General features: G+C 71.5%; 21 protein-coding genes. 11 read left to right on the top strand and 10 right to left on the bottom strand.

The features are described from left to right. The first annotated feature begins 30 nt into the window (after window positions 1-30). Window positions 31-2,022 carry an ABC transporter ATP-binding protein gene (locus tag BBK14_RS06460; RefSeq protein WP_071060290.1) on the top strand — a complete coding sequence of 664 codons (1,992 nt, stop codon included), beginning with the start codon at window positions 31-33 and terminating at the stop codon, window positions 2,020-2,022. Here BBK14_RS06460 and BBK14_RS06465 read toward each other — a convergent pair. Beyond that, entirely contained in the window at window positions 2,009-2,629 is a 621-nt protein-coding gene (locus BBK14_RS06465; RefSeq protein ID WP_338045426.1) for a helix-turn-helix domain-containing protein, read from the bottom strand. The two genes, BBK14_RS06460 and BBK14_RS06465, sit on opposite strands and share 14 nt — an antisense overlap. A 118-nt stretch (window positions 2,630-2,747) precedes the next feature. Here BBK14_RS06465 and BBK14_RS42710 point away from each other — a divergent pair, with 118 nt between their 5' ends. From BBK14_RS42710 to BBK14_RS42720, 3 genes are read left to right on the top strand one after another with little or no spacing between them, the layout of a single operon-like run. After that, complete coding sequence (locus tag BBK14_RS42710; protein ID WP_200835117.1) at window positions 2,748-2,921, top strand: FAD-binding protein; 174 nt, start codon at window positions 2,748-2,750, stop codon at window positions 2,919-2,921. Further along, window positions 2,881-3,195 carry an NAD(P)/FAD-dependent oxidoreductase gene (locus BBK14_RS42715; RefSeq protein WP_241831208.1) on the top strand — a complete coding sequence of 105 codons (315 nt, stop codon included), beginning with the start codon at window positions 2,881-2,883 and terminating at the stop codon, window positions 3,193-3,195. Before BBK14_RS42710 ends, BBK14_RS42715 begins: the two co-directional genes overlap by 41 nt. A 42-nt stretch (window positions 3,196-3,237) precedes the next feature. Then, window positions 3,238-3,747: a hypothetical protein gene (locus BBK14_RS42720; RefSeq protein ID WP_241831210.1), complete on the top strand. Its 510-nt coding sequence runs from the start codon at window positions 3,238-3,240 to the stop codon at window positions 3,745-3,747. Between the two features lie 25 nt (window positions 3,748-3,772). Here the strand turns inward: BBK14_RS42720 and BBK14_RS06475 are convergent, their stop codons facing one another. Further along, the gene (locus tag BBK14_RS06475; RefSeq protein WP_235013547.1) at window positions 3,773-4,861 is read right to left on the bottom strand and encodes an aminotransferase-like domain-containing protein; all 1,089 of its coding nucleotides are present in this window, start codon (window positions 4,859-4,861) and stop codon (window positions 3,773-3,775) included. Window positions 4,862-4,889: 28 nt separating this feature from the next. Then, on the bottom strand, window positions 4,890-6,593 hold the full coding sequence (locus BBK14_RS34730) for an HNH endonuclease signature motif containing protein (RefSeq protein ID WP_241831212.1): 1,704 nt from the start codon (window positions 6,591-6,593) through the stop codon (window positions 4,890-4,892). A gap of 1,011 nt (window positions 6,594-7,604) precedes the next feature. Here BBK14_RS34730 and BBK14_RS06480 point away from each other — a divergent pair. The 3 genes from BBK14_RS06480 to BBK14_RS06490 all read left to right on the top strand — a co-directional run bounded on the left by BBK14_RS06480 (window position 7,605) and on the right by BBK14_RS06490 (window position 11,179). Next, a complete protein-coding gene (locus tag BBK14_RS06480) occupies window positions 7,605-8,288 on the top strand; it encodes a class I SAM-dependent methyltransferase (protein ID WP_071060265.1) in 684 nt (227 codons plus the stop codon). A 620-nt stretch (window positions 8,289-8,908) separates the two neighbouring features. Next, window positions 8,909-10,144, top strand: coding sequence for a glycosyltransferase family 4 protein (locus BBK14_RS06485; RefSeq protein ID WP_071060266.1), 1,236 nt, complete (start codon window positions 8,909-8,911; stop codon window positions 10,142-10,144). A 75-nt stretch (window positions 10,145-10,219) separates the two neighbouring features. Beyond that, window positions 10,220-11,179 (top strand): UDP-glucuronic acid decarboxylase family protein, encoded by a 960-nt coding sequence (locus tag BBK14_RS06490; protein WP_071060267.1) that lies wholly within the window; start codon window positions 10,220-10,222, stop codon window positions 11,177-11,179. A gap of 17 nt (window positions 11,180-11,196) precedes the next feature. Here the strand turns inward: BBK14_RS06490 and BBK14_RS06495 are convergent, their stop codons facing one another. The 3 genes from BBK14_RS06495 to BBK14_RS06505 all read right to left on the bottom strand — a co-directional run bounded on the left by BBK14_RS06495 (window position 11,197) and on the right by BBK14_RS06505 (window position 13,820). Beyond that, window positions 11,197-12,132, bottom strand: coding sequence for an LLM class F420-dependent oxidoreductase (locus BBK14_RS06495; protein ID WP_071060268.1), 936 nt, complete (start codon window positions 12,130-12,132; stop codon window positions 11,197-11,199). Between the two features lie 69 nt (window positions 12,133-12,201). After that, entirely contained in the window at window positions 12,202-13,029 is an 828-nt protein-coding gene (locus BBK14_RS06500; protein ID WP_071060291.1) for a FadR/GntR family transcriptional regulator, read from the bottom strand. A 68-nt stretch (window positions 13,030-13,097) separates the two neighbouring features. Beyond that, window positions 13,098-13,820, bottom strand: a complete 723-nt coding sequence (locus BBK14_RS06505) for a Crp/Fnr family transcriptional regulator (protein ID WP_041253853.1) — start codon at window positions 13,818-13,820, stop codon at window positions 13,098-13,100. 314 nt (window positions 13,821-14,134) lie between these two features. On the opposite strand from BBK14_RS06505, the gene BBK14_RS06510 reads away from it, so the two are divergent. Next, window positions 14,135-15,406 (top strand): hypothetical protein, encoded by a 1,272-nt coding sequence (locus tag BBK14_RS06510; RefSeq protein WP_071060269.1) that lies wholly within the window; start codon window positions 14,135-14,137, stop codon window positions 15,404-15,406. Between the two features lie 36 nt (window positions 15,407-15,442). After that, window positions 15,443-17,887: a heavy metal translocating P-type ATPase gene (locus BBK14_RS06515; protein WP_071060270.1), complete on the top strand. Its 2,445-nt coding sequence runs from the start codon at window positions 15,443-15,445 to the stop codon at window positions 17,885-17,887. Here the strand turns inward: BBK14_RS06515 and BBK14_RS06520 are convergent. After that, window positions 17,879-20,386: an MMPL family transporter gene (locus BBK14_RS06520; RefSeq protein WP_071060271.1), complete on the bottom strand. Its 2,508-nt coding sequence runs from the start codon at window positions 20,384-20,386 to the stop codon at window positions 17,879-17,881. The genes BBK14_RS06515 and BBK14_RS06520 overlap by 9 nt on opposite strands. Window positions 20,387-20,592: 206 nt before the next feature. Here BBK14_RS06520 and BBK14_RS06525 point away from each other — a divergent pair, with 206 nt between their 5' ends. Beyond that, on the top strand, window positions 20,593-21,246 hold the full coding sequence (locus BBK14_RS06525) for a TetR/AcrR family transcriptional regulator (RefSeq protein WP_083390755.1): 654 nt from the start codon (window positions 20,593-20,595) through the stop codon (window positions 21,244-21,246). Window positions 21,247-21,281: 35 nt separating this feature from the next. Here BBK14_RS06525 and BBK14_RS06530 read toward each other — a convergent pair whose 3' ends face one another. After that, window positions 21,282-22,331, bottom strand: coding sequence for a LacI family DNA-binding transcriptional regulator (locus BBK14_RS06530; RefSeq protein ID WP_241831214.1), 1,050 nt, complete (start codon window positions 22,329-22,331; stop codon window positions 21,282-21,284). 342 nt (window positions 22,332-22,673) lie between these two features. Beyond that, complete coding sequence (gltX, locus tag BBK14_RS06535; protein WP_071060273.1) at window positions 22,674-24,185, bottom strand: glutamate--tRNA ligase; 1,512 nt, start codon at window positions 24,183-24,185, stop codon at window positions 22,674-22,676. Between the two features lie 256 nt (window positions 24,186-24,441). Between gltX and BBK14_RS06540 the strand changes: the two genes are divergently transcribed. Then, complete coding sequence (locus BBK14_RS06540; RefSeq protein ID WP_071060274.1) at window positions 24,442-25,299, top strand: PaaX family transcriptional regulator; 858 nt, start codon at window positions 24,442-24,444, stop codon at window positions 25,297-25,299. Between the two features lie 89 nt (window positions 25,300-25,388). Here the strand turns inward: BBK14_RS06540 and BBK14_RS06545 are convergent. Then, the coding region (locus BBK14_RS06545; RefSeq protein WP_116430008.1) for an FCD domain-containing protein at window positions 25,389-25,822 on the bottom strand (434 nt) is incomplete at its 5' end.

Genomic DNA, 25,822 nt, shown 5'->3' on the forward strand with positions numbered 1-25,822 from the left:
GCGGGGGGCGGCATAGTCTCTCTCGGCGTGATGCCTGAGTCCGTGTCCGGCCCGTGTCTGTCGGGCGGGCCGGTGGACGTCCCGTCGACCAGGGTGACCCGCCTGCACGCCCGGGTGGTGGCGAAGCTCACCGGCGTCGACGAGTCCGCCCGCAGCCTGCGCTTCTTCGCCGACCAGGGCCGGGTGATCACCACCCTGGTCGGCCTGTCGGTCATCGGCTCGGTCGCGGCCGCGGCCGGCCCGTTCCTGCTGCGCCACCTCATCGACGACTCCCTGCCGACCGGACAGGTCGGCGACCTCGTCGTCCCGGTGCTCCTCCTGTGCGCGCTGCTGGTGTTCGAGTCGGCAGTGCTCGCCACCCGGATGGCGCTCATCGCCCGGCTCGGCGCCGTGATCACGGTGCGGACCCGGCAGGCCGTCAACGCCCACCTGCAACGCCTGCCGTTCGGCTTCTTCCCCCGCAGTCAGCAGGGCGAGGTGATGRCGGTGATGTCCACCGACGTCATCACCGCCCAGTACGCGGTCTCCGCGGTCGTCCAGGCGGTGATCTGCCGGGTCGCTGACATCGCCGTCGGCACCGCCGTCGTCTTCGTGCTGGACTGGCGGCTCAGCCTGGCGGTCATGGTCTTCGCCCCCGCCACACTGATGATCATGAAGTCCGGCCGTCGCCGCCTCGCTGGCATCTCCCACCGCCAACGAGAGCTGGACGGCCAGCTCATGGCCCAGGTGGCGGACACCTCCTCGGTCTCGGGCGCGCTGCACGTCCGGCTGTTCGACCGGGCGGACCATGAATGCGAACGTTTCGACGCCGCCGCCGCCGAGCTGCTCGCCGCCAGCCGTGAGCAGGCCCGGCTGACCTCACGTGTCCGCCTCGTCGTCAACCTCGGCATCGTCATGACGATGACGGTGGTCGTTACCCTCGGCGCCTGGCTGGTCTCCACGGGACACACCTCGCTCGGGACGGTCGCCGCGCTCGGCGGCGCACTCCTGGTCTCCTTCGGCCCGCTCGCCTCCGCCGTCGAGCTCCGCTCCGAGCTCTCCAGCGCCGGTGCGTCGTTCCGCCGGATCTTCGCCCTGCTCGACCTCCCAGTGGCCGCGGCCCGTCCGGTGGCCACAGCCCGCCCAGTCGACCCTGCACGCCCGCCGCTCCAGCAGCGTCCGTCGGCCCAGCTGCGCCCGGTGGACCGACAGCCTGCGACGCTCGAGCACCGTCCGCGGGTCCCCGTCGCCTCGGCGCCGGACCTCACCCTTGATGATGTCTGGTTCTCCTACGACATCGCCACCTCCGACCCACGCCTCACCGCCCCGGATCGCCCCGCCACACCGGATCGCGACAACGCGGCGTGGAACCTGCGCGGTGTCACCCTGCGGGTTGCTCCGGGGGCGACGACCGCGGTCGTCGGGGCGAGCGGCGCCGGCAAGACGACCATCACTTACATCGCCAGCGGCATCCACCGCCCCCAGCACGGCACCATCCGGCTCGGCGGCGTGGCCTTGGACGACATTCCGTCATCCGAGCTGCATTCGCTGATCGGGGTCGTTCCCCAGGAGCCGCACCTGTTCCACGACACCATCGCGGCGAACCTGCGCTACGGACGGCTCGACGCCACTGACGACGAGCTGCGCGAGGCGCTCGACGCCGCCAACCTCTCGGCGCTGCTCAACCAGCTGCCGGACGGGCTGCGTACCCGTGTCGGCGCTCGCGGTTACCGGCTTTCCGGCGGCGAGCGTCAACGGCTCGCCATCGCCCGGGTCCTGCTGCAGTCGCCTCAGGTGCTGATCCTGGACGAGGCCACCTCGGCGCTGGACACCGTCTCCGAGGCGGCCGTCCGCGCCGCGCTCGACCGGCTCTCGGTCGGCCGGACCTGCCTGGTCATCGCGCACCGGCTCTCCACCGTGATCGATGCCGACCGCATCTACGTCATGGACCACGGCCGGGTGGTCGAGGACGGCACCCACGGCGAGCTGCTTGCCGATGATGGCGCCTACGCCCGCCTGTACCGCCCGGTCACGGTGGGCTGAGCCCGCCGTCCCGCGCGCGGGATCCAGCCGGACGGGCACGCACGTGCAGGCGTTCCCCCTGCGGCCCGAACAGGCTGATGGCCTCCACCGCCTCCGGGCTCGGATTGCTGAATGCGTGCGGGACGTGCGTGTCGAACTCGGCGACCTCGCCGGCGGTCAGGGCGACCTCCCGCTCACCCAGGAACAGGTGCAGCCGGCCGGACAACACGTAGATCCATTCGTAGCCCTCGTGTGTCTGCAGTTCCCTCGTACAGGCCGGCCACCCGGGCGGGAAGATCATCTTGAATGATCGCAGTCCGCCCGGACGTCTCGTCAGCGGTACGACGGTCATTCCGTCGCGCTCGAACGGCCGCGGGAGCACCCGTGGATCGCTTGTCGGCGGCGTGCCGACGAGCTCGTCGAGCGGGACCTGGTAGGCCTTCGCGAGGGGCAGTAGCAGCTCCAGCGTCAGCCGGCGCTGCCCGGACTCCAGCCGCGACAGCGTGCTGACCGAGATCCCGGTGGCCCGGGAGAGTGCGGGAAGAGTTGTCCCGTTCTGTTTGCGCAGCGCGCGCAGCCGGGGACCGACCGCGGCAAGTACGGCCTCGATACCCTGTTCGGTTCCCACAGTCACCCCACCATGCTCGCCTTACAGTTGCTGTTCTGGCAATGATGTTTGTCAAACCCGCTCCTGGATGTGGAAGATTCGGGCTCGGAACACTCCTCAGTCGAAGGGCGGTATCCGGATGAAGCAGATCTACGACGTGATGGTCGTCGGTGGTGGGCCCGCCGGTCTGAGCGGCGCACTCACCCTGGCCGGGGCACGCCGGACCCTCCTGGCGGTCGACGCGGGCGAGCTCCGCAACGCCCGCCCCGGGCGTGCACAACTACCTGGGCCGGGAAGGCGTCCCCCCGAGTGAGCTCCTGGCAACCGGACGGGCCGAGGCCATCGGCTACGGCGGTGAGATCGTCACCGCCACGGTCACCTCCCTCGAGCGTCTCCCGTCAACACCGACCGTCGTTGACGGACCCGGAGTACCGCCCCAGTTCCGTGTCGGGCTTGACGAGGGCCGCGTCACCACAGCCCGCCGGCTGCTCGTGACCACCGGTCTGGTGGACGAGCTGCCGGACATACCCGGACTCGCCGGCCTGTGGGGGCACGCCGTCCTGCACTGCCCGTACTGCCACGGATGAAAGGTCCGTGACCAGCCGATCGGCGTTCTCGGCGGCTCACCGATGGCGGTACACCAGGCTCTTCTCTGGCGGCAGCGGAGCGAAGACGTCGTCCTGTTCACCCACACCGGTCCCGACCCCACGGCCGAGGAGGCCGAGCAGCTCGCCGCCCGCAGCATCCGAGTCGTGCCCGGTGCCGTCGAGGCCCGCGAGACCGCGAACGACCGCCTCGAATCCGTCCGACTGCACCACGGGGAGGTGGTTCCCCGCCGGGCCCTGGCGGTCGCGCCGCGCTTCACCACCCGCACCGCGATACTCGGTGCGCTCGGCCTGGAATCAACCGACCTGGCCCTGAACGGCCACGTGATCGGCCGACAGGTGCAGTCGGACCCCACCGGCGCGACCCAGGCCGCCGGGGTGTGGATCGCGGGAAACGTGGCAGACGTGGTGGCCTCAGTGATCACGGCGTCCGCCGTCGGCGTGAAGGCCGCCGCCCTCAACGCGGACCTGATCGCCGAAGAGATTCGCCTCGCTGTGGCGGCACGGCGGACGGGCTACGTTCCGAGCGGCTGACCTGCCTTCAACGGCTGACCCGCCTTCAACGGAGTGCTTTGGCCAACCTGGTCACCCCCTCCGCGATCTCCGCCGGGCTGTGCGTCGTGAAGGACAACCGCAGCGTCGCGGCATCCGCCGGCCCGGCGTAGAACGGTGCTCCGGGAACGTAGGCCACCTGTCTCCTGACCGCAGCCGAGAGGAGCGCCGTGGCGTCATAGCCATCGGGCAGCCGCGCCCAGACGAACATCCCGCCCTCCGGCCGGTTCCACGTGCTGCCCGCCGGCAGCCCTCGGGGAAGCCCGGCCAGGAGCGCGTCACGCCTCGGCCGATAAGCCGCGCAGACCCTGGTGATGTGCGCGTCGAGGTCGCTGTCGATCAGATACCGAGCCGCGGCCGCCTGGTCGATCGTTGAGGTGTGCAGGTCCGCGGCCTGCTTGGCGATCACGCAGGCGCGGCGTAGTACTTCCGGTGCCCGCAACCACCCGAGGCGCATCCCCGGTGCCATCGTCTTCGAGAAGCTTCCCAGCAGGATGGTGCGGTCCGCCGCGTCCTCGATCGACGCGATCCATGGCACGGCGGCACCCTCGAACCGCAGTTCGCCGTACGGGTCGTCTTCGATGATCCAGAATCCGCACTCGGCGGCGACCCGGGCAATCGCGGACCGGCGCTCCGCGGGGACCGTCCGACCAGTCGGGTTCTGGAAGTTCGGGACGAGATAGATCAGCTTTGGCTTCTCGCGGGCCGCGACCTCCGCGAGCGCGTCGGGAACGATGCCATGCTCGTCGGTGGTGACCGGGTAGACCCGTGCGCCGGCGTAGCCGAACGACTGCAGCACAGCCAGATAGGTCGGATCCTCCACGACAACGGCGTCCCCGGGTTCGAGAAGCGCGGTGATGAGGAGGGTCAACGCCTGCTGCGAGCCGGTCGTGATCAGAAGATCGTCGGAATGAGTGGGTAGGCTCCGGCCAGCCAGCCGTGCGGCGATCGTCTCGCGCAGCAACGGGCTGCCCTCGGTCGACGAGTACTGCAGTACCCGGCGCGGATCCTCACTCAGCACTCGGTCGTAGGCAGCCCGGATGCCCTCCGCGTCGAAGAACTCCGGCGCCGGCAGGCCGCCGGCAAAGGAGATCACTTCTGGTCGTTCCGTCAACGCGAGAATCTCACGTACCGGAGAGGTCTGGACGGATCCGACTCGGCTCGCGAGCTCCGGAGGCGCGGTTGTGTTCCTCACGTTGGTTGACTCCCTCGATTTCTCTGCCGCCCGGTTCCCTCCGGCGCAGGTCCCGCCCCGATCCTGCCTGACGCCAAGCAGATGACTCACGCCGGGCCACGTCAGGCCTTGTCTGGGATGGCATCTGCCAGTCGGGATCCTTTCCCGCTCCGGTCGGCGTTTTCGGACGGGATCGCGTGTGCCCGCGATCTTCCCTCAAGTGCTCGGCGTGCCGATTCTTGGTCGTAGTCCCAGGTGAGACATCGACTTCGAGATATGTGTCGGGGGTGGTGACACTGTTTCGCCCGAGTGGGCTGGTCCACACGAAGGTTCCTTCCTGGGGTTGTGTGACCTGCCAGTGGCCACGATGTTTCATCCGGTGGTGTCGACGGCACAGCGGGCCGAGATTCTTGGTCAGAGTCCGTCCATCCTCGGAGAAGGAGATGGTGTGATCGGTATCCGTGCGGCGTGATGGCCGGGTGCAGCCTGTGAATACACAGGTCCGGTTGCGGGCACGAACATGGCGGACCTGTGCGGCGCTTGGTAGACGCCGGTCGGCGACCTCGATCAGATGTCCTTGTGGATCGGTCAGAATGCGCCGCCAGGTTGAGCCCGGCCGTTTGGCCATCTCCCGGGCTATTCGTGCGGGGATCGGGCCGTACCCCGGAATCTCGCCGGGGTCGTCGGACAGGCCCATCAGGGTCGTCGCGGGTACGACGACTTGAATGTCACACGGCATCGGCGTGGCGTGGCTGCCTCGGCCCGTAAGTAGATCGACCAGCACGTCGGCACGAATCTGGGTGCGGGTCCGGTCGTCACCGTCGGATCTGTTGGCACTGATGGAGCGGGCAGCCTGATCGATCCGCTGGTAGCAGGCCTCGGCGTCCTCCGTGGGAAGGACGGCTGTGAGCGCGCTTGTCCCGTCCTCGTCGGGAGAGATCCACACCCGTCGGTCCTTGCGTCGGGTCTCCGCGCGGTCTGCCGTGCCTTCGGGGTCGATCCTGGCTACGGCGCGCCTGCAGGCATCGGTGAAGGCGCGCCGGTTAGGTCGTGCTCCTCCGGCGAGCACGTGTGCTTCGACTCTGGCTGCGGTGCGGTCGTCGAGCGGGTGGACCGCTTTCTCCAGTGACTGCAGTCGTTGGAGATCCAGGACTCCCGCCCTGAGTGCGTCGACTGCGTTCGGAAGGCGCCGGGCGACGGTGCAGGCGAACGTCAGCTGGGCGGAGGCCGACTGGGGCGAGACCGCCATCGCGGTGGCTATCTCTTCGGGCGCGAACTCGTCGGAGACGAGTGATTGCTCGGCGCTTGGCGGGAGCCGGAGGGCCGCGAACTGAGCCAGCAGGGTCAGTAGATCCGCGTGGCCGGCCGCGATCGTGCGGACGACGCGAGAGATCTCCCTGAAGAGATCGTCGGCTTTCGTGTCGAGCGCCTCGCGGGTGCGGGTGTCGCCGCTGGTTGCCCACGAGTCCTCTTCTGAGCTGGTCGAGTGCGTCGGGGGACTCCCGACCACGGTGGCGGTCTCATCCCCTGGTGTGGATCGGCCGTCTGATCCGGTGGATGTGGCGGCGGATCCGATCTTGGCGTCGGGCGCGTTGGCGGCGGTGCGTTGCCCGCGTGGCGATGCGCCACGCCTCGAGCCGGGAAGGGAGGTCATGGTGTCACCGCCTCTCCGTCAAGTCGTCAATATCGAACGTGTGTTCGACGATATGGCTGGCGGGCGGGCAGGACAAGAGGTCTGAGGGAAGGACTACGTCCGGTTCACAAATCATCCGTATCGATGAGGCAATTTTATGTGGTGGAACTAGTGGTCCCGCCGAATTCCTTCGGCTCTTGACTGTGGTGTCGATCGTGCTACTGTCGAGGCGTCTCGGGTTTCCTGGGAGTGAAACATCGGTACATTGATTTTAGAATAGTGAGCGATTTTCGAAGATAGCCGGAGTCGACCTTAGCTGGTTCGCCGATGGGCGCCCATCGGAAAGCTTTGCGTACATCGTCGGGTGTACGGGCGACGTCACACTCGATGGATTCTTGTCCCTGTCGGAAGTGCATCCAGTCCTCGTCGTGAACCGGGATCGTGACGCGGGGGCGCGTCTGACCGCAGAGGCGACCGCATTGTGTCCGGTCGTGGTGTATCGGACGGGGCCGGTGAGCGGGAACCGGACTCCGCCCAGATGGAGGAAAGCGGTGTCGACCGTCAACCATCGCCGACCTCGCGTACGGCGCGGTAGAGGAAGGCCTCCCCTGAAATCCACGGCACCCCGTGTTTCTGGCCGGCCCGGCGCAGCACGAAGCCGATGGCATGGCCGACGACTGGGCGGATCAGCGGCGGTCCATGGCGGCACGGTATTGCGGTGACCTCAATGGGAGATCGGCCCGGGGTGGTAGACGCCACATCGGTCTCGGATTCCAGGGTGCCGGGCTCCAGTTCGGTGAGAACCGTCGTGGTCCAGGGGGCAACTCCCCAAGCACAGCCCCCGACGCGTCTCGCGCCGGGAACGTGGCGATGACGGTTTTGGTGCGTGCCAACAGGTGTGGTCCGCATCGTCGAGGTTGTCGCCGCGGTGGTCGTGAGTGAGTAGCGCGGCGTCGATCGGCCCGAGGTCGTCGGGCTTTCGACCTGCTCCGAGTGCTGCGTCGTTCGCCTGTTCTGACCTACACTGGTTCAATGGGTGAGACTATAATCTCATATGGTGAGATGATCTGGGATCCGGAGACCTACGACGCGCAGCGTCGCCGGCTGGTTCCGTTCTTCGATCTGCTCTACGGCGCGGTCGGGGATCTGGTGGCTGAACTGGGTGGGGCGCAACCGGTGGTGCTGGATCTGGGCGCGGGAACCGGCCTGTTGTCTGCGGCGGTGATCGGGGTCGTGCCCGGTGCCAGGCTGCATCTGATGGACGGGTCGGGTCCGATGATCGACCGCGCGGTGTCTCGGCTCCGGGCTCATGTGGTGGGTGTGACGGTCGCGGACCTCACCGACCCGCTGCCGGTGGGTCCCTTCGCCGCGGTCGTCTCGGCGCTGGCGATCCACCATCTGGACGACGAGGCCAAGCGGAACCTGTTCCGGCGCGTCCGTTCGGTACTTGTTCCCGGTGGTCTGTTCGTGAATCTGGAACAGATTGTTGGGCCTGATGAGGAGACCACCCAGAGGTACGAGCGGATGCACGAGCGATGGGCCCGTGGCGCGGGTTCGGACGACGAGGAATGGGCGGGGGCGCTCGCGCGCATGGCCCACGATCGGTGCGCTCCGCTCGACGACCAACTCGGGTGGCTGCGGCAGGCGGGCTTCGGTTCCGTCGACTGCGCGGTCAAGACCTGGCGGTTTGCCGTGTACTCGGGGCGGGCTAGGTAGGCCTCTGGAGCCGTGAGCGGGCCGCCCGTGGCCGGGTCCGTGTGCAGTGCCTGGGCGGTGGCGGTGGCGGTGGCGGTGGCTGTGCCTGGGCGGTGGCCGTGGGCATGGCCGCGTCGCCGGTCCGGGTTCTGGCCCTGGCTCCGGTCACGCCCGTATTCGTATCCGCATCGCGTTCCGCTCGCGTGCGGCGGATCGGTCGGCGCCGACTGTGTCAGGTCATGCAGTGTCGGACCCGCGCGTCGAACGGGGCACGGCTGGGGTGCTTAGTGGGGTCCGGGAACCGTCCCCGGGCCACGGTCGGGCAGCTGTTCGGAGCGGTCGGTGAGTGATCGGTTCAGGGTGGTTGCGGCAGGAATCAGGTTCGGTTCTCCCYGTGTCTGTAAGGGTGATCCGCCGTCCTCACCGGAATGTCGGCGGGGAATTCTCTGGAACGCCCAGGCAAAGTTCTACAGCCATGTAGAGGTAAATTCCCCTCACGTGAGGGTGCTGTTGTGTCTATCGTGGCCGCATGCCGTGGCCGCATTAGGTGGTTGTGGCGGGCGGACTGCTGGTAGGCGGGGCGTCGGTACTACTATGGGCCGCCCGGAGTTACCTGGCCTGCTGGTCGCCTGGAGTTGTGCATGCGGATCGCTTTCCTATGCGAGCAGTACCCACCGATCATCTGGGATGGCGCTGGCGTCTACACGCATGACATCGCTCACGCACTGGTTCGGCGCGGCCATGAGGTTCATGTGCTGTGCACTCAGGGCCGCCGTATCCGCGACGACGTGTTCGACGGCGTTCACGTTCACCGCCGCCCGCTGTTGCGTGCGCCTGTCACTCGATACCTGGGGCCGGCCGCGAAGCTGATCAACGGCCGGGATCATCCGCGTGACTCCTTGTCGCTGCGGGCCTCACTGGCGGTGTCGTACGGCTTCTGGCTTCGGCGGAGCGGGATCAACCCGGACGTCATCGAGACACAGGACGGCGAGACACGGGGCCTGTTCACGGCTCTCGGTCGGCGTACACCGCTGGTGATCCACCTGCACACTCCGACGATGATGGACGTCCGTCTGCGGGATCCCGAGCTGAGCCGCAAGGGGGAGCTGGCCGACCGCATCGACCGCTTCTCGGCGCTGCGAGCGGACGCGCGGACTTCCCCGTCCCAGCTCCTCGTCGACACGCTGTACGAGCTCGACTGGCTGCGACCGGACACCGACGTCGACGTAATCCCGTACCCGTTCGACAACGTGCCGTTCGCGAGCGTCCCCACGGCAGAGCACACCGGACCGAACCTGGTCGTGGTCGGCCGGCTGGAGTGGCGCAAAGGGCTGGACGTGCTCGTCGAGGCCGCGTCCCGGCTACTGGCACGGGGAGTCGAGGCCAAGCTGATCTTCGTCGGGCAGTCGTCCGGTCGGATCGAAGGCGTCGAGACCGGGGCATGGCTCGAGCGGAAGGCCGCTGAGCTGGGCGTTCCGATCCGGTTCGAGGGGCATGTCTCCCGCACGGAGCTTCCGGTGCTCTACGGTGAGGGCCGGGCGGTCGTCGTGCCGAGCCGGTTCGAGAGCTTCTCTATCGCGGGCCTTGAGGGGATGGCCGCCGCTCGCCCGGTGGTCGCCACGGCGACGACCGGCGTCTCGACCTGGGTCGACCGCTGGAAGGGCGGCGCCGTCGTGCCGCCGGAGGACCCGGACGCGATGGCGGACGCTCTCGAGCCGTTCCTGACCGACCAGGACCACGCGGCCGTCGTCGGCCTGCGCGGTCGGATGGGCACCGCTGAGCTGGATCCGGCGCGCATCGCCGAGCGCCGCGAGGAGGTCTACCTCAAGGCGATCGCGCGCCATGAGGTCCGCCGGCCCGAGAGGCAGCGGGGATAGGCCACCGCCGACATCGGTGGTGGGTGTTCTTTCGTCGGTATTCGTTGAGCTGCCAGTGCTGGGGGTTTTTCGGTTATGCGTGTCGTCGTCGCGGGAGGCGCGGGCTTCCTGGGGAGCCATCTCTGTGATCGGCTGCTCCTGGATGGTGAGGAGGTTGTGTGCATCGACAACTTTCTCACCGGGCGGAAGAGCAATGTCGAGCATCTACTCGACCGGCCAGGATTCGAGCTCCTCGAGCAGGACGTCGCCGAGCGGGTCGAGGTGGCCGGGACGGTCGACGCCGTCCTGGAGTTCGCGTCACCGGCGTCGCCTCTCGACTACGCCCGGTATCCGATTGAGACCTTGAAGGCAGGCGCGCACGGCACGCTCAACACGCTCGACCTCGCCCGGGCAAAGGGCGCCCGCTTCCTGCTGGCGTCGACCTCCGAGGTCTACGGGGACCCGCTGGTGCACCCGCAGGAGGAGTCGTACTGGGGGCACGTCAACCCGATCGGCCCGCGCAGCATGTACGACGAGGCCAAGCGTTTCGCCGAGGCGCTGACCACCGCCTACCGCAACCGGCACGGGCTCGACACGGCGATCATCCGGATCTTCAACACCTACGGGCCGCGGATGCGCACCGACGACGGCCGGGCGATTCCCGCGTTCGTCTCCCAGGCCCTGCGCGGTGAGCCGGTGACCGTCGCCGGCGACGGGATGCAGACCCGCTCGGTCTGCTACGTGGACGATCTCGTCGAGGGCATCGTGCGGATGCTGCGCAGCGGCCTGCCCGGCCCGGTGAACCTCGGCAACCCGCACGAGATGACGATCATCGACACCGCGCGCCTGGTGGTCGAGCTGATCGGCTCCGACGCGCCGATCACGTTCGTGCCGCGGCCCGGCGACGACCCGATGGTCCGCCGGCCGGACATCACCCTCGCCCGTCAGCAACTCGGCTGGGAGCCGGTCGTCGACGTGCGCGACGGGCTGGTCCGGACCATCGAGTGGTTCGCGAGCGAGCTCGCCACCGAGGCGACGGGCCGGACCGGCGCGTAGCCCGGGTCTGACCCGGGTCAGACCTGGGGGAGGACCTCGGCGGCGAGCAACGCCACGTGGTCGAGGTCGTCCAGGTCGAGGACCTGCAGGTACACCCGGCTCGCTCCGGCGCCGTCCGGGCCGTAGACGGCGAGCTTCTCGATCACCTCGGCCGGGGTGCCGGCCAGGCTGTTCTCGCGCAGCTCGTCGAGGTCACGCCCGATCCGCTCGGCGCGGTGCTTGAGCTCGGCGTCGTCCCGGCCGCAGCACACCACGAGTGCCGCCGAGTAGACGAGATCATCCGGATCCCGGTCGATCGCGGCGGCGGCCTTGCGGACCAGCCCGAACTGCGCCGACACCTGTGCCGGCGGGGCGAACGCGAGGTTGAACTCGGCGGCGTGGCGCGCGGCAAGCGCCGGCGTGCGCCGCGGCCCGTGACCGCCGATGATGATCGGCGGATGCGGGCGCTGGACGGGCTTGGGCAGCGCCGGGCTGTCGGTCAGGGTGTAGTGGCTGCCCTGGTGGGAGAACGTCTCGCCCGCCGGGGTACGCCACAGTCCCTCGATGATCGCGAGCTGTTCGGTCAGCCGCTCGAACCGTTCGCCGACCGGTGGGAACGGGATCCCGTAGGCGGAGTGCTCCGCGGTGAACCAGCCGGCGCCGAGACCGAGCTCAACTCGCCCGCCGCTCATCTCGTCGACCTGGGCGACGGCGATGGCGAGCGGCCCGGGCAGCCGGAAGGTCGCGCTCGTCACCAGGGTGCCCAGGCGAATCGTGGACGTCTCGCGGGCGATGCCGGCCAGCGTGACCCAGGAGTCGGTCGGGCCCGGCAGCGGGCTGCCCGGCCCCATCCGCAGGTAGTGGTCGGAGCGGAAGAAGGCGTCGAATCCGCCTTCCTCGGCCGCTTTGGCCATGGCTAGCTGGCGCGCGTAGGAGGCGCCCTGCTGGGGCTCGACGAATATCCGCAGATCCATGCCCTCAAGCCTGGCAAACCCCGGTTACCCCCTCGACTGCGGCCCCGCCGGGAGGTCTCGCTGGACGGGTCAGCGGCGGCGCACGGCAGCCGTCCGTTCGCCCGGCCGGGAGAGCTCGCCCGGCCGGGAGAGCTCGGTCGGGCGGGCGAACACGTCCACCGGCTCGTCCCCCTCCTTGCCGGTCGTCGGGCCCGCCTCGCCCGCGTGGGCCACCCGGGACCGCCAGTGCTCCCGGGCGCCCGCCGCGTCGCCGGCCTCGACGAGCTTGTAGAACCGGCGGTAGTAGCGGACGGCGCGCCTGCGGTCCTCGGCGGTGGCCACCCGCCCGGACGCCTCGTGGCAGCGGACGGCCACCTCGTGGAGCAGTTGCGCGAAGATGCCCAGCGACCGGTTGCCTCCGTGCTCGGCGATCGTCGCGTGCAGGGCCGCGGCGGCGTCGAGGAAGGCGGGGCCGTCGTCGGCGTCGGCCGCCGCCTCGGCGGCCTCGACGGCCGCGCGCAGCTCGGTGAGCATCTGCGGGGTTCTGGTCTGGGCGAGGGTGTGGGCCAGGGTCGGCTCGACGAGCTCCCGCGCCTGGTGGATGTCGCTCATCGTCACGCCCTCGAGCTGCAGGAGCAGGGCGAAGACCTTGGCGACGTGGTCGACGGTCGGACTGGTGACCCGCGGCCCGCCGTGCCGCCCGCGCAGGACGGTGACCAGGCCCTCGGCCTCCAGGATGCGCAGCGCCTCGCGCAGCGTCGTGCGGGCGATGCCGAAGATCTCCATGAGCTCGTCTTCGGTCGGGAAACGATCACCCGGCCGAAGTTCCCCTCTGGCGACCTGGACGCGAATGGACTCCGCGACGATCTCGGACGCCCGCGCGCTGCGCTGGGGCGCCCGCGGAACCTGGACCGCCATGGCGTCTCCCACCGGCGTCACGTCTGGGGCCATCAAGATATCAGCGTTGGCACAGGCGGCCTTCCTCGTCAGCTCGGGCTGCTGGCCCCGTCGGGTCGATCCTGGCGGCCGAATGCCACCCGTTCCAGGCCCTCCAGGTCCAGGACGATGACGCGGCGGTAGCCGACGTCGACGACCTTCATGTTTCGCAGCTCGGCGAGCGCACGGTTGACCGAGCGTTCGTCCGCGGCGACCAGGGCGGCGAGCTCGGGCTGGCTCAGGCCCACGGCGAGCTGGACACCGCGGTCGGAGGCCCGCCCCCACAGCGTCGCCAGCTCGATGAGAATGCGGGCGAGCCGGCCCCGGACCGAGCCGTCGACGTGCTCGACCCGGCGCCGGATCGAGTTGCGCAGCTTGTTCGCGACGGTCTCGGCGACCGCGAAGGCGGCCGGGGGATTCTGCTCGAGGAACGAGCGGAAGGCTGTCGCGCTCATCACCCGGCCGGCGACCGGCCCGGCGGCGGTGGCGGTTCCGGTGTGGGTGTCCTGGTCCATGGCGCTGATCTCGCCCAGGATGTCGCCCCGGGACCGGATGACGAGGAAGGCGAGCCGGTTCTCCTCTCCGTTCGCGGTGATCTTGACGAAGCCGTCGAGGATCAGGATCACCTCGCCGTACGGCTCGGCCTCCCGCATCAGCATCTCGCCGTGCAGGTAGTGGCGCACTCCTCCCAGGGAGAGAAGCTGCTGGCGCAGCGCCGGGTTCAGCCGCGCTGGCAGGCTGCCCGGCGGAAAAGGCCGGGAATCCTCAAGCAAAGGAACACCCTCCTTTCTCCGAGCAGTACTGCCCGGAACGTCCGACCTACCCATTGTGGTTCTCCGGCGGCCGAGCGTCCTGTGTTAGTAGCGAGCCGGACACGCCGGTTCCCTTTTTGCGCTGGTCGGGGCGTTCGGCGTCTTGGTCCCGGGTGACCTCGCGCAGGTGCGCGCATGCGGCGGCCGCGGTGTCGCGGCGCTGTCCGAAGGTGTGAGAGCAGCGCCACCGACCCGCGCGAGGCGTTGACGTATACCCCCTAGGGGTATGTAACGTCTGGGTGAGTCTTATACCAGCCGGGGCGAAGGGACGGACGATGAACGCATTGACCCGCATCGGCGGCTTCGGTCTCGCGTTGGCCGTGCTCTTCGGTGTCTCCTATGTGGTCGGGACGACGATCGGGCCGTCCGAGGAGTCCAACGGTGCGGCCGAGACCGGCGCCCATGGCCACGAGGCCTCCGCCGTGCCGGGCGGCGCGCCGGGCGTGACCAGCGGTGATCCCACCGCGGCCGGGCTCGCGATCTCCGCGGGCGGCTACACGCTCGCGCCCGACACGCTCACCTGGCCCGCCGGCCGCTCGCAGCCCTACACCTTCCGTGTCCTCGGCCCGGACGGCCGCCCGCTCACCGCCTTCACCCGGGTACACGACGCAGACCTGCATCTGATCGTCGTGCGGCGTGACCTCACCGGCTACCAGCACCTGCACCCCACCCGTGACGCCGCCGGCACGTGGAGCGTCCCGCTCCGACTGTCCGCGCCCGGCGTCTACCGCGTGTTCGCCGACTTCGCTCCGACGTCCACGCCGGGCGGCACCGACAGCGGCACCGACAGCGGTACTGGCACCGGCGGCGGCACGGGCACCGGCGCCGACAGCGGTACCGGTACCGGTACCGGTGGCACCGCGGCCGGCCGCGTGGCGGACGGGGCGAGCGTTCCGGGAGTCCCGGTCGCTCCGGTCGCTCCGGTCACGCCCGGCACCTTCGAGATCTCCGGCATGTCGGAGATCTCCGGGAATTCCGAGATCTTCGGGACCTCGGGTAGCTCGCCGGCCGCGTCCACGATCACGCTCGGCACGGACCTCACCGTGGGCGGCGACCTGCGCCCCGCCACGCTGCCGGCGCCGTCGCGCACCGCGACAGTGGCGGGTGGGTACACCGTGACGCTCGACGGGCGGGCCAGCCCCGACGGGATGAGCGACCTCGTCTTCTCGGTCACCCGCGCCGGACGGCCGGTCACCGATCTCGAGCCGTACCTGGGCTCGCTCGGTCATCTGGTGGTGATCCGGCAGGGTGATCTCGCCTACCTGCACGTCCACCCGGGAGAGAACGGGGGCTCCACCGGCGGCGCCGTGGCGACGCCCGGAGGTCTCGACGGCGGCATGAGCGATCCCACGGCCAGTCCCGGGAGCGGCGATCCCGCGCTGTCGTTCATGACCGAGTTCCCGTCGGCCGGCGCCTACCGCCTCTTCCTGGACTTCAAGCACGCCGGACAGGTGCGAACCGCGGAGTTCACCATGACGGTCCCGGTGGACGGGGCCGCGCCCACACCCACGCCGACGCGGACGCCCACCTCCGCGCACACGCACTGACCCTGCCCGCGCACCCGCGTCCCCTTGGGAGAACCGATGAGCCCACCGGCCACCGACCGGCGCCAGGTGGATCTGGTGATAGGCGGGATGACCTGCGCATCCTGCGCGGCTCGTGTCGAGCGGAAGCTGAACAAGCTGGACGGCGTCACCGCCACGGTCAACTACGCCACGGAGAAGGCCAAGGTCAGCTTCCCGGCCGGCCTGCCGGCCGATCGGCTGGTCGCCCAGGTGGAGGCCGCCGGCTACACGGCGACGATCCCGCCGCCCGCGCCGTCCCGACCGGCCGCGCGAACCGGCGCCCGTGACGCGGCGAACCGCCCCGCCTCGGACCACGCCACCGGAGACCGGGCCGACGACAGCACCGCCGTGGACAGCACCGCCGCGGACGGCGTCGCCGCCGGCAGTACTGCCGGCGGTAGCGCGGCTGACGAGAGTCTCCCCGCCGACGGCCGGGTGCGCGCCCTGCGCGACCGGCTGCGTGTGGTCGTCGGGTTGACCGTCCCGGTGGTGCTCCTGGCGATGGTGCCGGCCCTGCAGTTCGACTCCTGGCAGTGGCTGTCGCTGACGCTCGCCGCGCCCGTCGTAGTGTGGGGCGGCTGGCCGATCCACCGGGCGGCGTGGACGAACCTGCGCCACGGCGCGACGACGATGGACACGCTCGTCTCGATCGGCACCCTCGCCGCCTTCGGATGGTCGCTGTACGCGCTGTTCGTCGGCGACGCCGGCGAGCCCGGGATGACCCACGACTTCAGTGTCACCGTCACTCGCGGTGCCGGGGCGGACAGCATCTACCTGGAGGTGGCGGCCGGCGTCACCGCGTTCATCCTCACCGGCCGGTACCTGGAGGCCAGAGCCAGGCGCAGCGCCGGCTCCGCGCTACGCGCGCTGCTCGCCATGGGGGCGCGTGACGTCGCCGTTCTCCGCGACGGCAGGGAGGAACGAGTCGAGGTCGATCAGCTCGGCGTCGGTGACCTCTTCGTCGTCCGTCCGGGGGAGAAAATCGCCACGGACGGGGTGGTCGTAGCGGGCGCGTCAGCCGTCGACGCGTCGATGCTCACCGGAGAGTCCGTCCCGGTGGAGGTCCGTCCCGGCGACGACGTCACCGGTGCCACCCTGAACGCGGGGGGCCGGCTCGTCGTCCGCGCCACGCGGGTCGGCGCGGACACCCAGCTCGCGAGGATCGGACGTCTCGTCGAGGAGGCACAGAGCGGCAAGGCGCCGGTGCAGCGGCTCGCCGACCGGATCGCGGCCGTCTTCGTGCCGGTCGTGCTCGCGCTCTCGGCACTCACCTTCGGCTACTGGGCGGGCCGGGGGGACGGCCTGGCCGCCGCGTTCACCGCGGCCGTCGCGGTGCTGATCATCGCGTGCCCGTGCGCGCTCGGCCTCGCCACGCCGACCGCCCTGCTGGTCGGCACGGGACGCGGCGCCCAGCTCGGCCTGCTCATCCGCGGACCCGAGGTGCTGGAGTCGACCCGCCGGGTCGACACGATCGTCCTGGACAAGACCGGCACGGTGACGACCGGCGAGATGACCCTCCTGGACGTCGCCACCGCCGCCGGCGAGGACCGGGACGAGGTGCTGCGGCTCGCGGGTGCCCTGGAGAACGCCTCCGAGCACCCGGTGGGCCGCGCGATCAGCCGGGCCGCCGCCGCGGCAGCGGAGCGGTCGTCCGCGGAGCTGCCCGGCGTCACCGAGTTCGCCACCAAGGAGGGCCTCGGGGTGCGCGGACTGGTCGCCGGCCGCGCCGTGCTGGTCGGCCGTCCGAGGCTGCTGACGGGGTGCTCGCAGCCGCTGCCCACGGACCTCGCGGAGATCGCCCGCACGGCCGAGGCCGCCGGCCGCACCGCCGTCGCGGTCTCCTGGGACGGGCGCGCCCGCGGCGTGCTCACCATCGCCGACGCGGTCCGGCCGACCTCGGCCGCCGCGATCCGCGAGCTGCGGGGACTGGGCCTGCGCCCGATTCTGCTGACCGGCGACAACGCCTCCGTCGCGGCCACCGTCGCGGCGGAGGTGGGGATCGCCCCGGAGGACGTGGTCGCCGAAGTCCTGCCAGCGGAGAAGACCGAGGTCGTGCGCCGGCTGCAGGCCGGCAACCGGGTGGTGGCGATGGTTGGTGACGGGGTGAACGACGCCGCCGCGCTGGCCCAGGCGGACCTCGGTCTGGTGATGGGAACCGGCACGGACGTCGCGATCGAGGCCGGTGACCTGACTCTCGTCCGGGCCGATCTGCTCGCGGCCGTGGACGCGATCCGCCTGGCCCGGCGGACACTCGTCACCATCCAGGGCAACCTGTTCTGGGCCTTCGCCTACAACGCCGCCGCGCTGCCGCTGGCCGCGGCCGGCCTGCTCAACCCGATGCTCGCCGGGGCGGCGATGGCGGCCAGCTCGCTGTTCGTCGTCGGCAACAGCCTGCGCCTGCGTGGTTTCACCCCGCGTCCGGCCACGGCACCCGGTCCGGACCCGGCACCCGGCTCAGACTGACGCCCCGGCCCCGGCACCCGTGCCGGCCTCAGCCGAAACCGGCGTGGGCACCTTGGCGGGCCCTGGTACCGAAGCCAACGCGGGCGCCACAGCGGGCGTCGCCACCGCTGCGGACGCGGGCATCGAGGCGGGCACGGGCGTCGATGCGGGCGTGGGCACCTCGGCGGGCAGGGGAGGGGACGCCGCCGGGCCGGGCGAGGCGGCCGCGGGCAGGTGGTCGGGCAGGCGCGGCAGCCACCAGGCGGCCCGCCCGAGCAGGGACATGACCGCTGCCCCGAGCGTCAGGCGGACGACGAACGCGTCCACCGTGACACCGAACGCCAGCACGAGACCGATCGACGCGGTGATCGGGCCGGCCGGAGCGGCGAGTGCCCCGAGGACCCCGGCCATGACGCCTGTGCTGGCCGCCACGACCGCGCCCGACGCGACGACCGCGATGATCGTGCTGGCCGTGACGGCCCGGGCGGCGTCCGCGGTGCCGCGCACCACGGCCTGGCCGGGGTCGCCGGTGCGGAGGAGCTCCGCCCGGCTCCGGGCCACGAGGTGCAGCTCGTGGCTCGTGGCCAGAGCGGTCAGCAGCCCGATCACGACGATCGGCAGGACGGCTGCCACGGGCCCGCTCCGTTCCACCCCCAGGCAGCCGCCGAGCCATCCCCACTGGAACCCGGCGACCATGGCGCCCAGGGCCGCCACGGCGCTGAGTCCGGCGCTCAGGACGCCCTTCAGGGGCACGAGGACACTGCGCGAGGCCACGGCGAGCACCGCGATCGCCAGCGCGGCGAGCACGGTGAGGTAGAGCGGCAGGACCCGGGCGAGCCGCCACGAGACGTCCAGGCCGATCGCCGTCCGCCCGGTGACCCGGACGCGGGTGCCTGTCGTGACGGCGAGCGCGCCGGCCTCGGCGCGGATGCGGCGTACGAGGTCCGCCGTGCCCGGATCGCCCGGTCCGCTGACGGGGATCACGGTCATGGTCGCGAGGTCGCCGCTGGGGTCGAACCGCGGTTCGGTGGTCAGGGCGACGGCGCCCAGCGCGGCGACCGCCGTCCGTACCCGGCTGGCGGCGGCGGTGGGGTCGGCGCTGTCCGCCGCGTCCACCATGAGCAGCAGCGGGCCGTTGAAGCCGGCGCCGAAGCCCGCGGCGAGCTGGTCGTAGGCGCGGCGCTGGGTGCCCTCGGACGCGGTCGCACCGCTGTCGGGCAGCCCCAGGCGCAGGTCGGCCACCGGCGCCGCGACGGCGCCGAGGGCGGCGAGGGCGAGCAGGAGCGCCGGAATCCGTCGCCGCACGACGAACCGGCCCCACCGCTCCCCGCCGTCCCGTCCGCGGCCGGCACGGCCGGTGGCCCGTGCGGTGACTTTGCTTCCGGCGAATCCGAGGACGGCCGGCAGCAGCGTGAGCGTGCCCAGAGTGGCGATCATGATGATGCCGGCGGACGCCAGGCCGATCGTGGTCAGCGCCGGGACGCGGGCGACCGACAGCGCCGTGAGCGTGCCAGCCGTCATCAGACCCGAGAGGACCACGATCGACCCGGCGGTGGCCACCGCGTTCCCGGCCACTTCCTCGCGCCGGCGGCCCTCCGCCAGCCCGTTCCGGTACCGGGTGACGACGAGCAGCGCGCCGCCGATCGCGACGGTGAGCCCGAGCACCGCCACCGCCACCGGCACCGCCCCCGGCACCGGGAGCGGCGTGGCCGGGCCGGTTCCGGTTCGGCTGGTCACGACCCAGGCCGCACAGCCGCCGACCGCCACGCCGACGACCGCCGTCAGCAGCGCCAGCGCGGCCGCGACGGACGAGCCGAAGGCCACGATGAGGACACCCAGGACCGCCGCGAGCACAGCTGCCGCGAGTATGCCCGCGGCGACAGCCGGCTCAGCGGAGCCGAGGTAGCTCCGCTCGGGTACTCCGTCCAGTGCCGTCCCGCCGAACTCGACGTCGATGCCGGCGGCGCGGGCCGGGCCCGCGGCGGCGAACAGGGCCGCGCGCGCCCGGGCGGTCAGCTGCGTGTCGCGGACGGTGTAGGTGACCTGCGTGTAGGCCATCCGGCCGTCGCTGGAGATCCCGCCTTCGACGGACCCGACGCCGGGGGCGCCGGGCTCGCCGTCGGCGCCGGGCCCGCTGCCGCCGAAGGGATCACCGACCCGCCCGACGAGCGGCGCCTGTCCGAGGGCGGCGAGGACGTCCTCGATCGCTTGCCGGTGGACCGGGTCGTCGAGGCGGGCCCGGGCGCCGTCGCCCGCGTCGAGGGTCAGGACCAGCCGGGCCGTCGCGGTGTCGGCACCGGTCCCCGGCAGCCGCCGCCGCAGCAGGTCCGCCGCCCGTTGCGACTCCGAGCCCGCAGCGACAAGAGTCCCTGCTGCGGTGCCGGCGGGCGTCGCGGTGCCCGCGCCGGGGAGTGTCGCGGTGCCCGCGCCGGCCAGCCCGAGCAGCGCCAGCCACAGCGCCAGGACGACCCGCCGGTGCCGGTGGGAGGCCTGGCCGAGCCGGTACAGGTAGGTGCCCAAGAGTCCGTCTCCTTGCGGGGTCGCCCGCGTGCGTCGCGGGTTTCACGCGGACGCCCGGCCAGACCCTCGTTTGTGGCCCCGGTGATGGCTCCTCGGCGCCGCTCGACGGTGCCCCGTACCCCCCCCCGTACGGGGCGGTCGGCCCGGACGGACGTCCAGCGCGTGGTTCGCACGGATCTGTACGCTCGGTCCCCCGCGGGAGTGTGGTGCGCCACAATGAGGGCCCCCTGCGCGAGGTGACCGGGGCCGGACGGGAGACGGAGATCGTGACTGCCGAGCTGGCGGAACGCCAGATTGGGCCGGGCGCCGGCCGGGAGCGCCTGCGGGCCACCGCCCTGGACCTGTTCACTGAGCGTGGTGTGAGCGCCACATCGCTCCAGATGATCGCGGACGCGATGGGCGTCACCAAGGCGGCGGTCTACCACCACTACAAGAGCAAGGACGAGATCGTCCTCGCGGTGGTGCGCCCGGCGCTCGAGCAGCTCATGGGGCTGGTGCGGCTCGCCGAGAGTCGGCGCTCCCGGGCCGCCCAGGTCGAGACGATGATCGTCGGCCTGGCCGATCTCATCATCGCCAACCGCCGCTTATACGCGCTGCTGCAGGGTGATCCGACCTGTACGGCCATCCTGCAGCGGTACCCGGAGTTCCCCACGCTGGGGGAGCGCCTCGTCGCGTTGCTCGCCGGGCCCGATCCGGATCCGGGTTCCGTCGTGGCGGCCGGCATGCTGCTGGCAGGGTTACGCGGCGCCGGCTCCGACCCCCGGGTGATGGTGCTGGACGACGAGGAGTTCCGTCGATACGTCGTCGGTTGCGCCCACCGCCTGATGCGCCCCCGCCGGCCGGCGTCCGCCACCGGCTGATCCGCGCGTGTCGAGAGGGGCCGAACCGCCTCCCATTAGGCGCGGCGGGTGCTCTCCCGCTCGACCAGTTCCACCGGCAGCACGACCTCGCGGGGCCGGGCGCCGTCGCCGACCATCTCGATGAGGAGCCGGGCGGCCTCGGCCCCCAGCCGTTCGGGATGACGCGCCACCGTCGTCAGCGACGGCTCGGTGAGTTCGCCCCAGGAGATCCCGTCGATCCCGATGATCAGCACACCGCCGGGCACCTGCCGGCCCGCGTGCCGCAACGCCCGCACCGCGCCGACGGCCTGCAGATCGTTTGAGCAGAAGATCGCGTCGATCTGTGGATCGGCGGCGAGGAGCTGGTCGGCCGCCCATCGTCCCGCCTCGATCGTGTACCGGCTGGCGATCGAGCGCCACGGCGGAAGCGAGCGTCCCGACGCCTGCAGCTCTGCGCGGAAGCCGGTGCGGCGCTCGCGGGCCGTGGTGAGGTGCTCCGGCCCGCAGATCATCGCGATCCGGCGCGCGCGGCGGGCGAGGATGTGCCCGGCGGCGAGCCGGCCGGCCGCGGCGTCGTCGGCGAAGACCCCGCCGGCGCCGGTCAGCTCCAGGCGCTCGTCGCAGGCCACCACGGCGACGCCGCTGTCGACCAGGTGCTGCAGCTGCTCGGTCTGCCCGGACGCCGAGCAGACCAGGAGCCCGTCGGCCGCCCCGGCCAGGCGGTCGAGGTAGTCGGCCTCGCGCGCGTCGTCGAGGTCGGTGTTGCCGAGGAACACCGCCCAGCCGGACGACTGGGCCACCGTCTCGACGCCGTGCGCGATCTCGGCGAAGAACGGGTTGCTCGCGTCCGGGACGACGAGGCCGATGGCGTGCCGGGTCGGCGTCCGCACCGGCCGCGCGGCGTCGACCTGCCGGTACCCGAGGCGGTGGGCCGCGGCGCGAACCCGGGCGCTGGACGCTCCACTGACCGATCGCCGGCCGGCCAGCGCGTTGCTGACGGTCGACACGCTGACCCCGGCGAGCGCCGCGACCTCGCGGATCGTGGCGGGCCGCTTCACCGTCGCCTCGCGGGACGTGATGCGCTCGATGTAGCGGTCTGTAGACATCGACTCCATTAAAGGTCGATGTCGCCCGCGCGGGAGGTCGCGTCGGTCACGATGTCAGCCCGCAAGGCCCACGGCAGGTGACCACTTCCGGATCCAAGGCTCTCTTGAGCCGTTCTTAAGCATCGTTTATGGCGCCGGTGTTGTGATGACGGTGTTGTCGCGAAGGTCCCCGGTCCACCCGGCGGAGGTACCCCCCACCCTCCGACGGGTTCCTGGCCCGGGTCGTGGTCCGTCCCAACCACGACCCGGGCCCACGACGACACCGGACGGGCACGCCGCACGCTCCGGCCGCGCCGGTCAGGCCGGTGCACTCAGATTGTCGGGCTCAGGCCCGGGGCTTGCTCAGGCCGGGTTCGCCGCCGTGCCGAGGCGCTCGACCGCGGCGCGCAGCCGCCGCAGCGTCTCCTCGCGGCCGAGGATCTCCAGCGACTCGAACAGCGGCAGGCCGACCGTCCGGCCGGTGACCGCCACCCGGACGGGCGCCTGGGCCTTCCCGAGCTTCAGTCCGTGCCGCTCCCCGACCTCGATGAGCGTCTCGCGCAGGACGTCGTGGTCCCAGGCGACCTTCTCGTAGGCCTCGGCCGCCTCGGTGAGCAGGTCGAGGGCCGGGCCCTTCATGGTCTTCGCCCAGGCGGCCTCGTCGGTCGGCGCCTCGGGCAGGAACAGGAAGTCGACCATCGGGACGATCTCCGACAGCACCGCCACCCGGGACTGCGCCAGCGGTGCGACGGCGGCGAAGACCTCGGCGGAGAAGCGCTCCGGCGACCACGGCGGGGCCGGCACCGTCGTGGTCACGCCCGCGGCTCCGTCTCCCGAGCCCGCCGAGCCCGCCGCGGCCGGCGCGTCCACCGCGGCGGGCACGTCGGCCGCGGGCACGAGCCACGGCTCGCACGCCGCCACGAACCCGTCCACACTCAGCGCACGGATGTACTCGCCGTTGAAGGCACGCAGCTTCTTCTCGTCGAAGAACGCGGGAGAGGGCTTCACGTCCTCGAGCCGGAACGACGCCTCGATGGTCTCGAACGGGACGATCTCCTCGTCGCCGGGCGGAGCCCAGCCGAGGAGCATCAGGTAGTTGCGCATGGCGGCGGCGAGGTACCCCTCGGCGCGGTACGACTCCAGCGCGACCTTGTCGCGTCGCTTCGAGAGCTTCTGGCGCTTCTCGTTGACGATCACCGGGACGTGGGCCCAGACCGGCGGCGGCGTGCCGAGCGCCGCCCACAGCAGCTGCTGCTTCGGAGTGTTGGACAGGTGCTCCTCGCCGCGCACGACGTGGGTGATGCCCATGTCGAGATCGTCCACGACGTTTGCGAGGAGGAAGACGGCCGAGCCGTCCGCCCGGGCGATGACGAAGTCCTCGATGGTGTCGTTCGGGAACTCCGGTGTGCCGCGGATCACATCGAGGACTACAGTGGTGCCCTTGTCGGGGGTGCGGAACCGCAGCGCGCGCCCCGGGCCGGGGCCGAGCCCGCGCTCCCGGCAGAAGCCGTCGTAGCCGTGCTGGGCGTTGCCGGTGCGGGCGGCGAGTTCGTCGCGGGTGCAGCCGCAGTAGTAGGCGCGACCGGCGGCGAACAGGCCCGCGGCCGCCTCGGCGTGCCGGCTTGCCCGCTCCGACTGGAACACCGGGCCCTCGTAGCCACCGGGGCTGATGCCCAGCCAGTCGAGCGCGCTGATGATGCCCTCGGTCCACTCCGGCCGGTTCCGCGAGGCGTCGGTGTCCTCGACGCGGAGCACGAAGTCGCCGCCGGYGCCCTTGGCCACCAGCCAGTTGAAAAGCGCCGACCGGGCCCCGCCCACGTGGAAGATGCCGGTCGGCGACGGCGCGAACCGTACGCGCACCCGTCCAGTGCTCATGGTCGCCGAGCGTACAGGTCGCCCGTCGGGAGACCGACCGACGTCACCCGGACCACAGGAGCTCCGGACCGATCGCGTGGAATGTCGGTAGGGGCTCGTAAAATCGGAGAGCGTGACAGCGCCCGCGCGGCTCGCAGGTCGCGACCGTGATCCGGGTCGTGGCCGGCGCCCGACCGTCCGCCGGCCGCAGGTCGGGGCCCAAGGAGCGAATCCGGCACCTCCAACGGCCGACGTCGTCGACCTGCCCAGGGTCCAGGTGGGCGCACAGCCCCAGCACCTGCTCACCACCCTGCTCGGCGATTACTGGGCCGGCCGCCGGGAGCACGTACCGTCGGTGGTGCTGGTCAGCCTGCTCGCGGATTTCGACGTCAGCACGGTCGGTGCCCGGGCGGCGCTGAGCCGGCTGTCGCGGCGCGGGCTGCTGGAGTCGTCCCGGATCGGCCGCAACACCTACTACGGGCTGACAGCGGAGGCCTCGGCCGMGATCCTCGCGTCGGCGAACCGGATCTTCACCTTCGGCCTGCGGCACGACCCGTGGGACGGGCGCTGGACGGTGGCGGCGTTCTCCATCCCCGAGGACCAGCGCGACGTGCGGCACGCCGTGCGCGCACGGCTGCGTTGGCTGGGCTTCGCTCCGCTCTACGACGGGATGTGGGTCACCCCGCGGTCTGCCGGTGAGGCGGCCCGCCGGGTGTTCGCCGAGTTGGGCGTCATCGCGTCGACGGTGCTGATCACGACGTCGGAGGCACGCCGCAGCGACCCCCGCCCGCCGATGGCGGCCTGGGATCTCACCGAGCTGCAGCGCACCTACGAGGAGTTCGTCCGCACCTACACCCCCCTGTTGGAACGGGTCCGCCACGGCGAGGTGCGCGGCGCGGAGGCACTGGCCGCGCGCACCGCGGTGATGGAGTCCTGGGGGCGCTTCCCGAGCCTCGACCCGGACCTTCCGATCGACCTGCTGCCCGGCCGCTGGCCGCGGCGCGAGGCCCGCACGGTCTTCGCCGAGATCTACGACGGGCTGGCCGTCCCGGCTGTGGCGCGGGTCCGGGAGCTGCTGGCGGAGGTGTCGCCGGAGCTGGCCGACCTCGTCCGGCTGCGCACGACGGTCTCCTGACCGGCCGGCCGGAGTCCCCTGGCCGGCCCGGAGTCTCCTGACCGGTTGGCCCGAGTCTCGCGGGCGGTCAGCGCGGGCCTTCTGGGCGGTCAGCCCGAGGAGTTCCGGGGCATCGGCACCGGTCGGGTGCCCTCGAGGCCGCGGCCCGGGGCGGCGGGCGGTGTGCCGAGCAGGTCGATGACGGTGCTGGGTGGCTGGCTGGGTGTGGTGGCGATGTGGGTGCGCCAGTGGGCTTCGGCGGCGTCGGTGTCGTGGCGGGCGATGAGGTCGAGGAGGTGGGTGTGGTCGTGGTGGTTGTGGGGGGTGGTGTGGGTGGGGTGGGGGAGGGGGGTGTGGGTGTCGAGGATGTGGCGGAGCATGCCGGCGATCATGGTGAGGGTCTGGTTGCCGGCGTGTTCGAGGAGTTGGTGGTGGAAGTGGGTGGGGTCGGGGTGGGTGAGGGCGGTGTGGAGGGTGGTGAGGGTGGTGTCGGTGTGGTGGGTGGCGAGGAGTCGGACGGCGGCGGGTTCGAGCAGGGTGTGGG

It is taken from the genome of Parafrankia soli (assembly GCF_001854695.1).
In the GTDB taxonomy this organism is placed as follows: Bacteria; Actinomycetota; Actinomycetes; order Frankiales; family Frankiaceae; genus Parafrankia; species Parafrankia soli.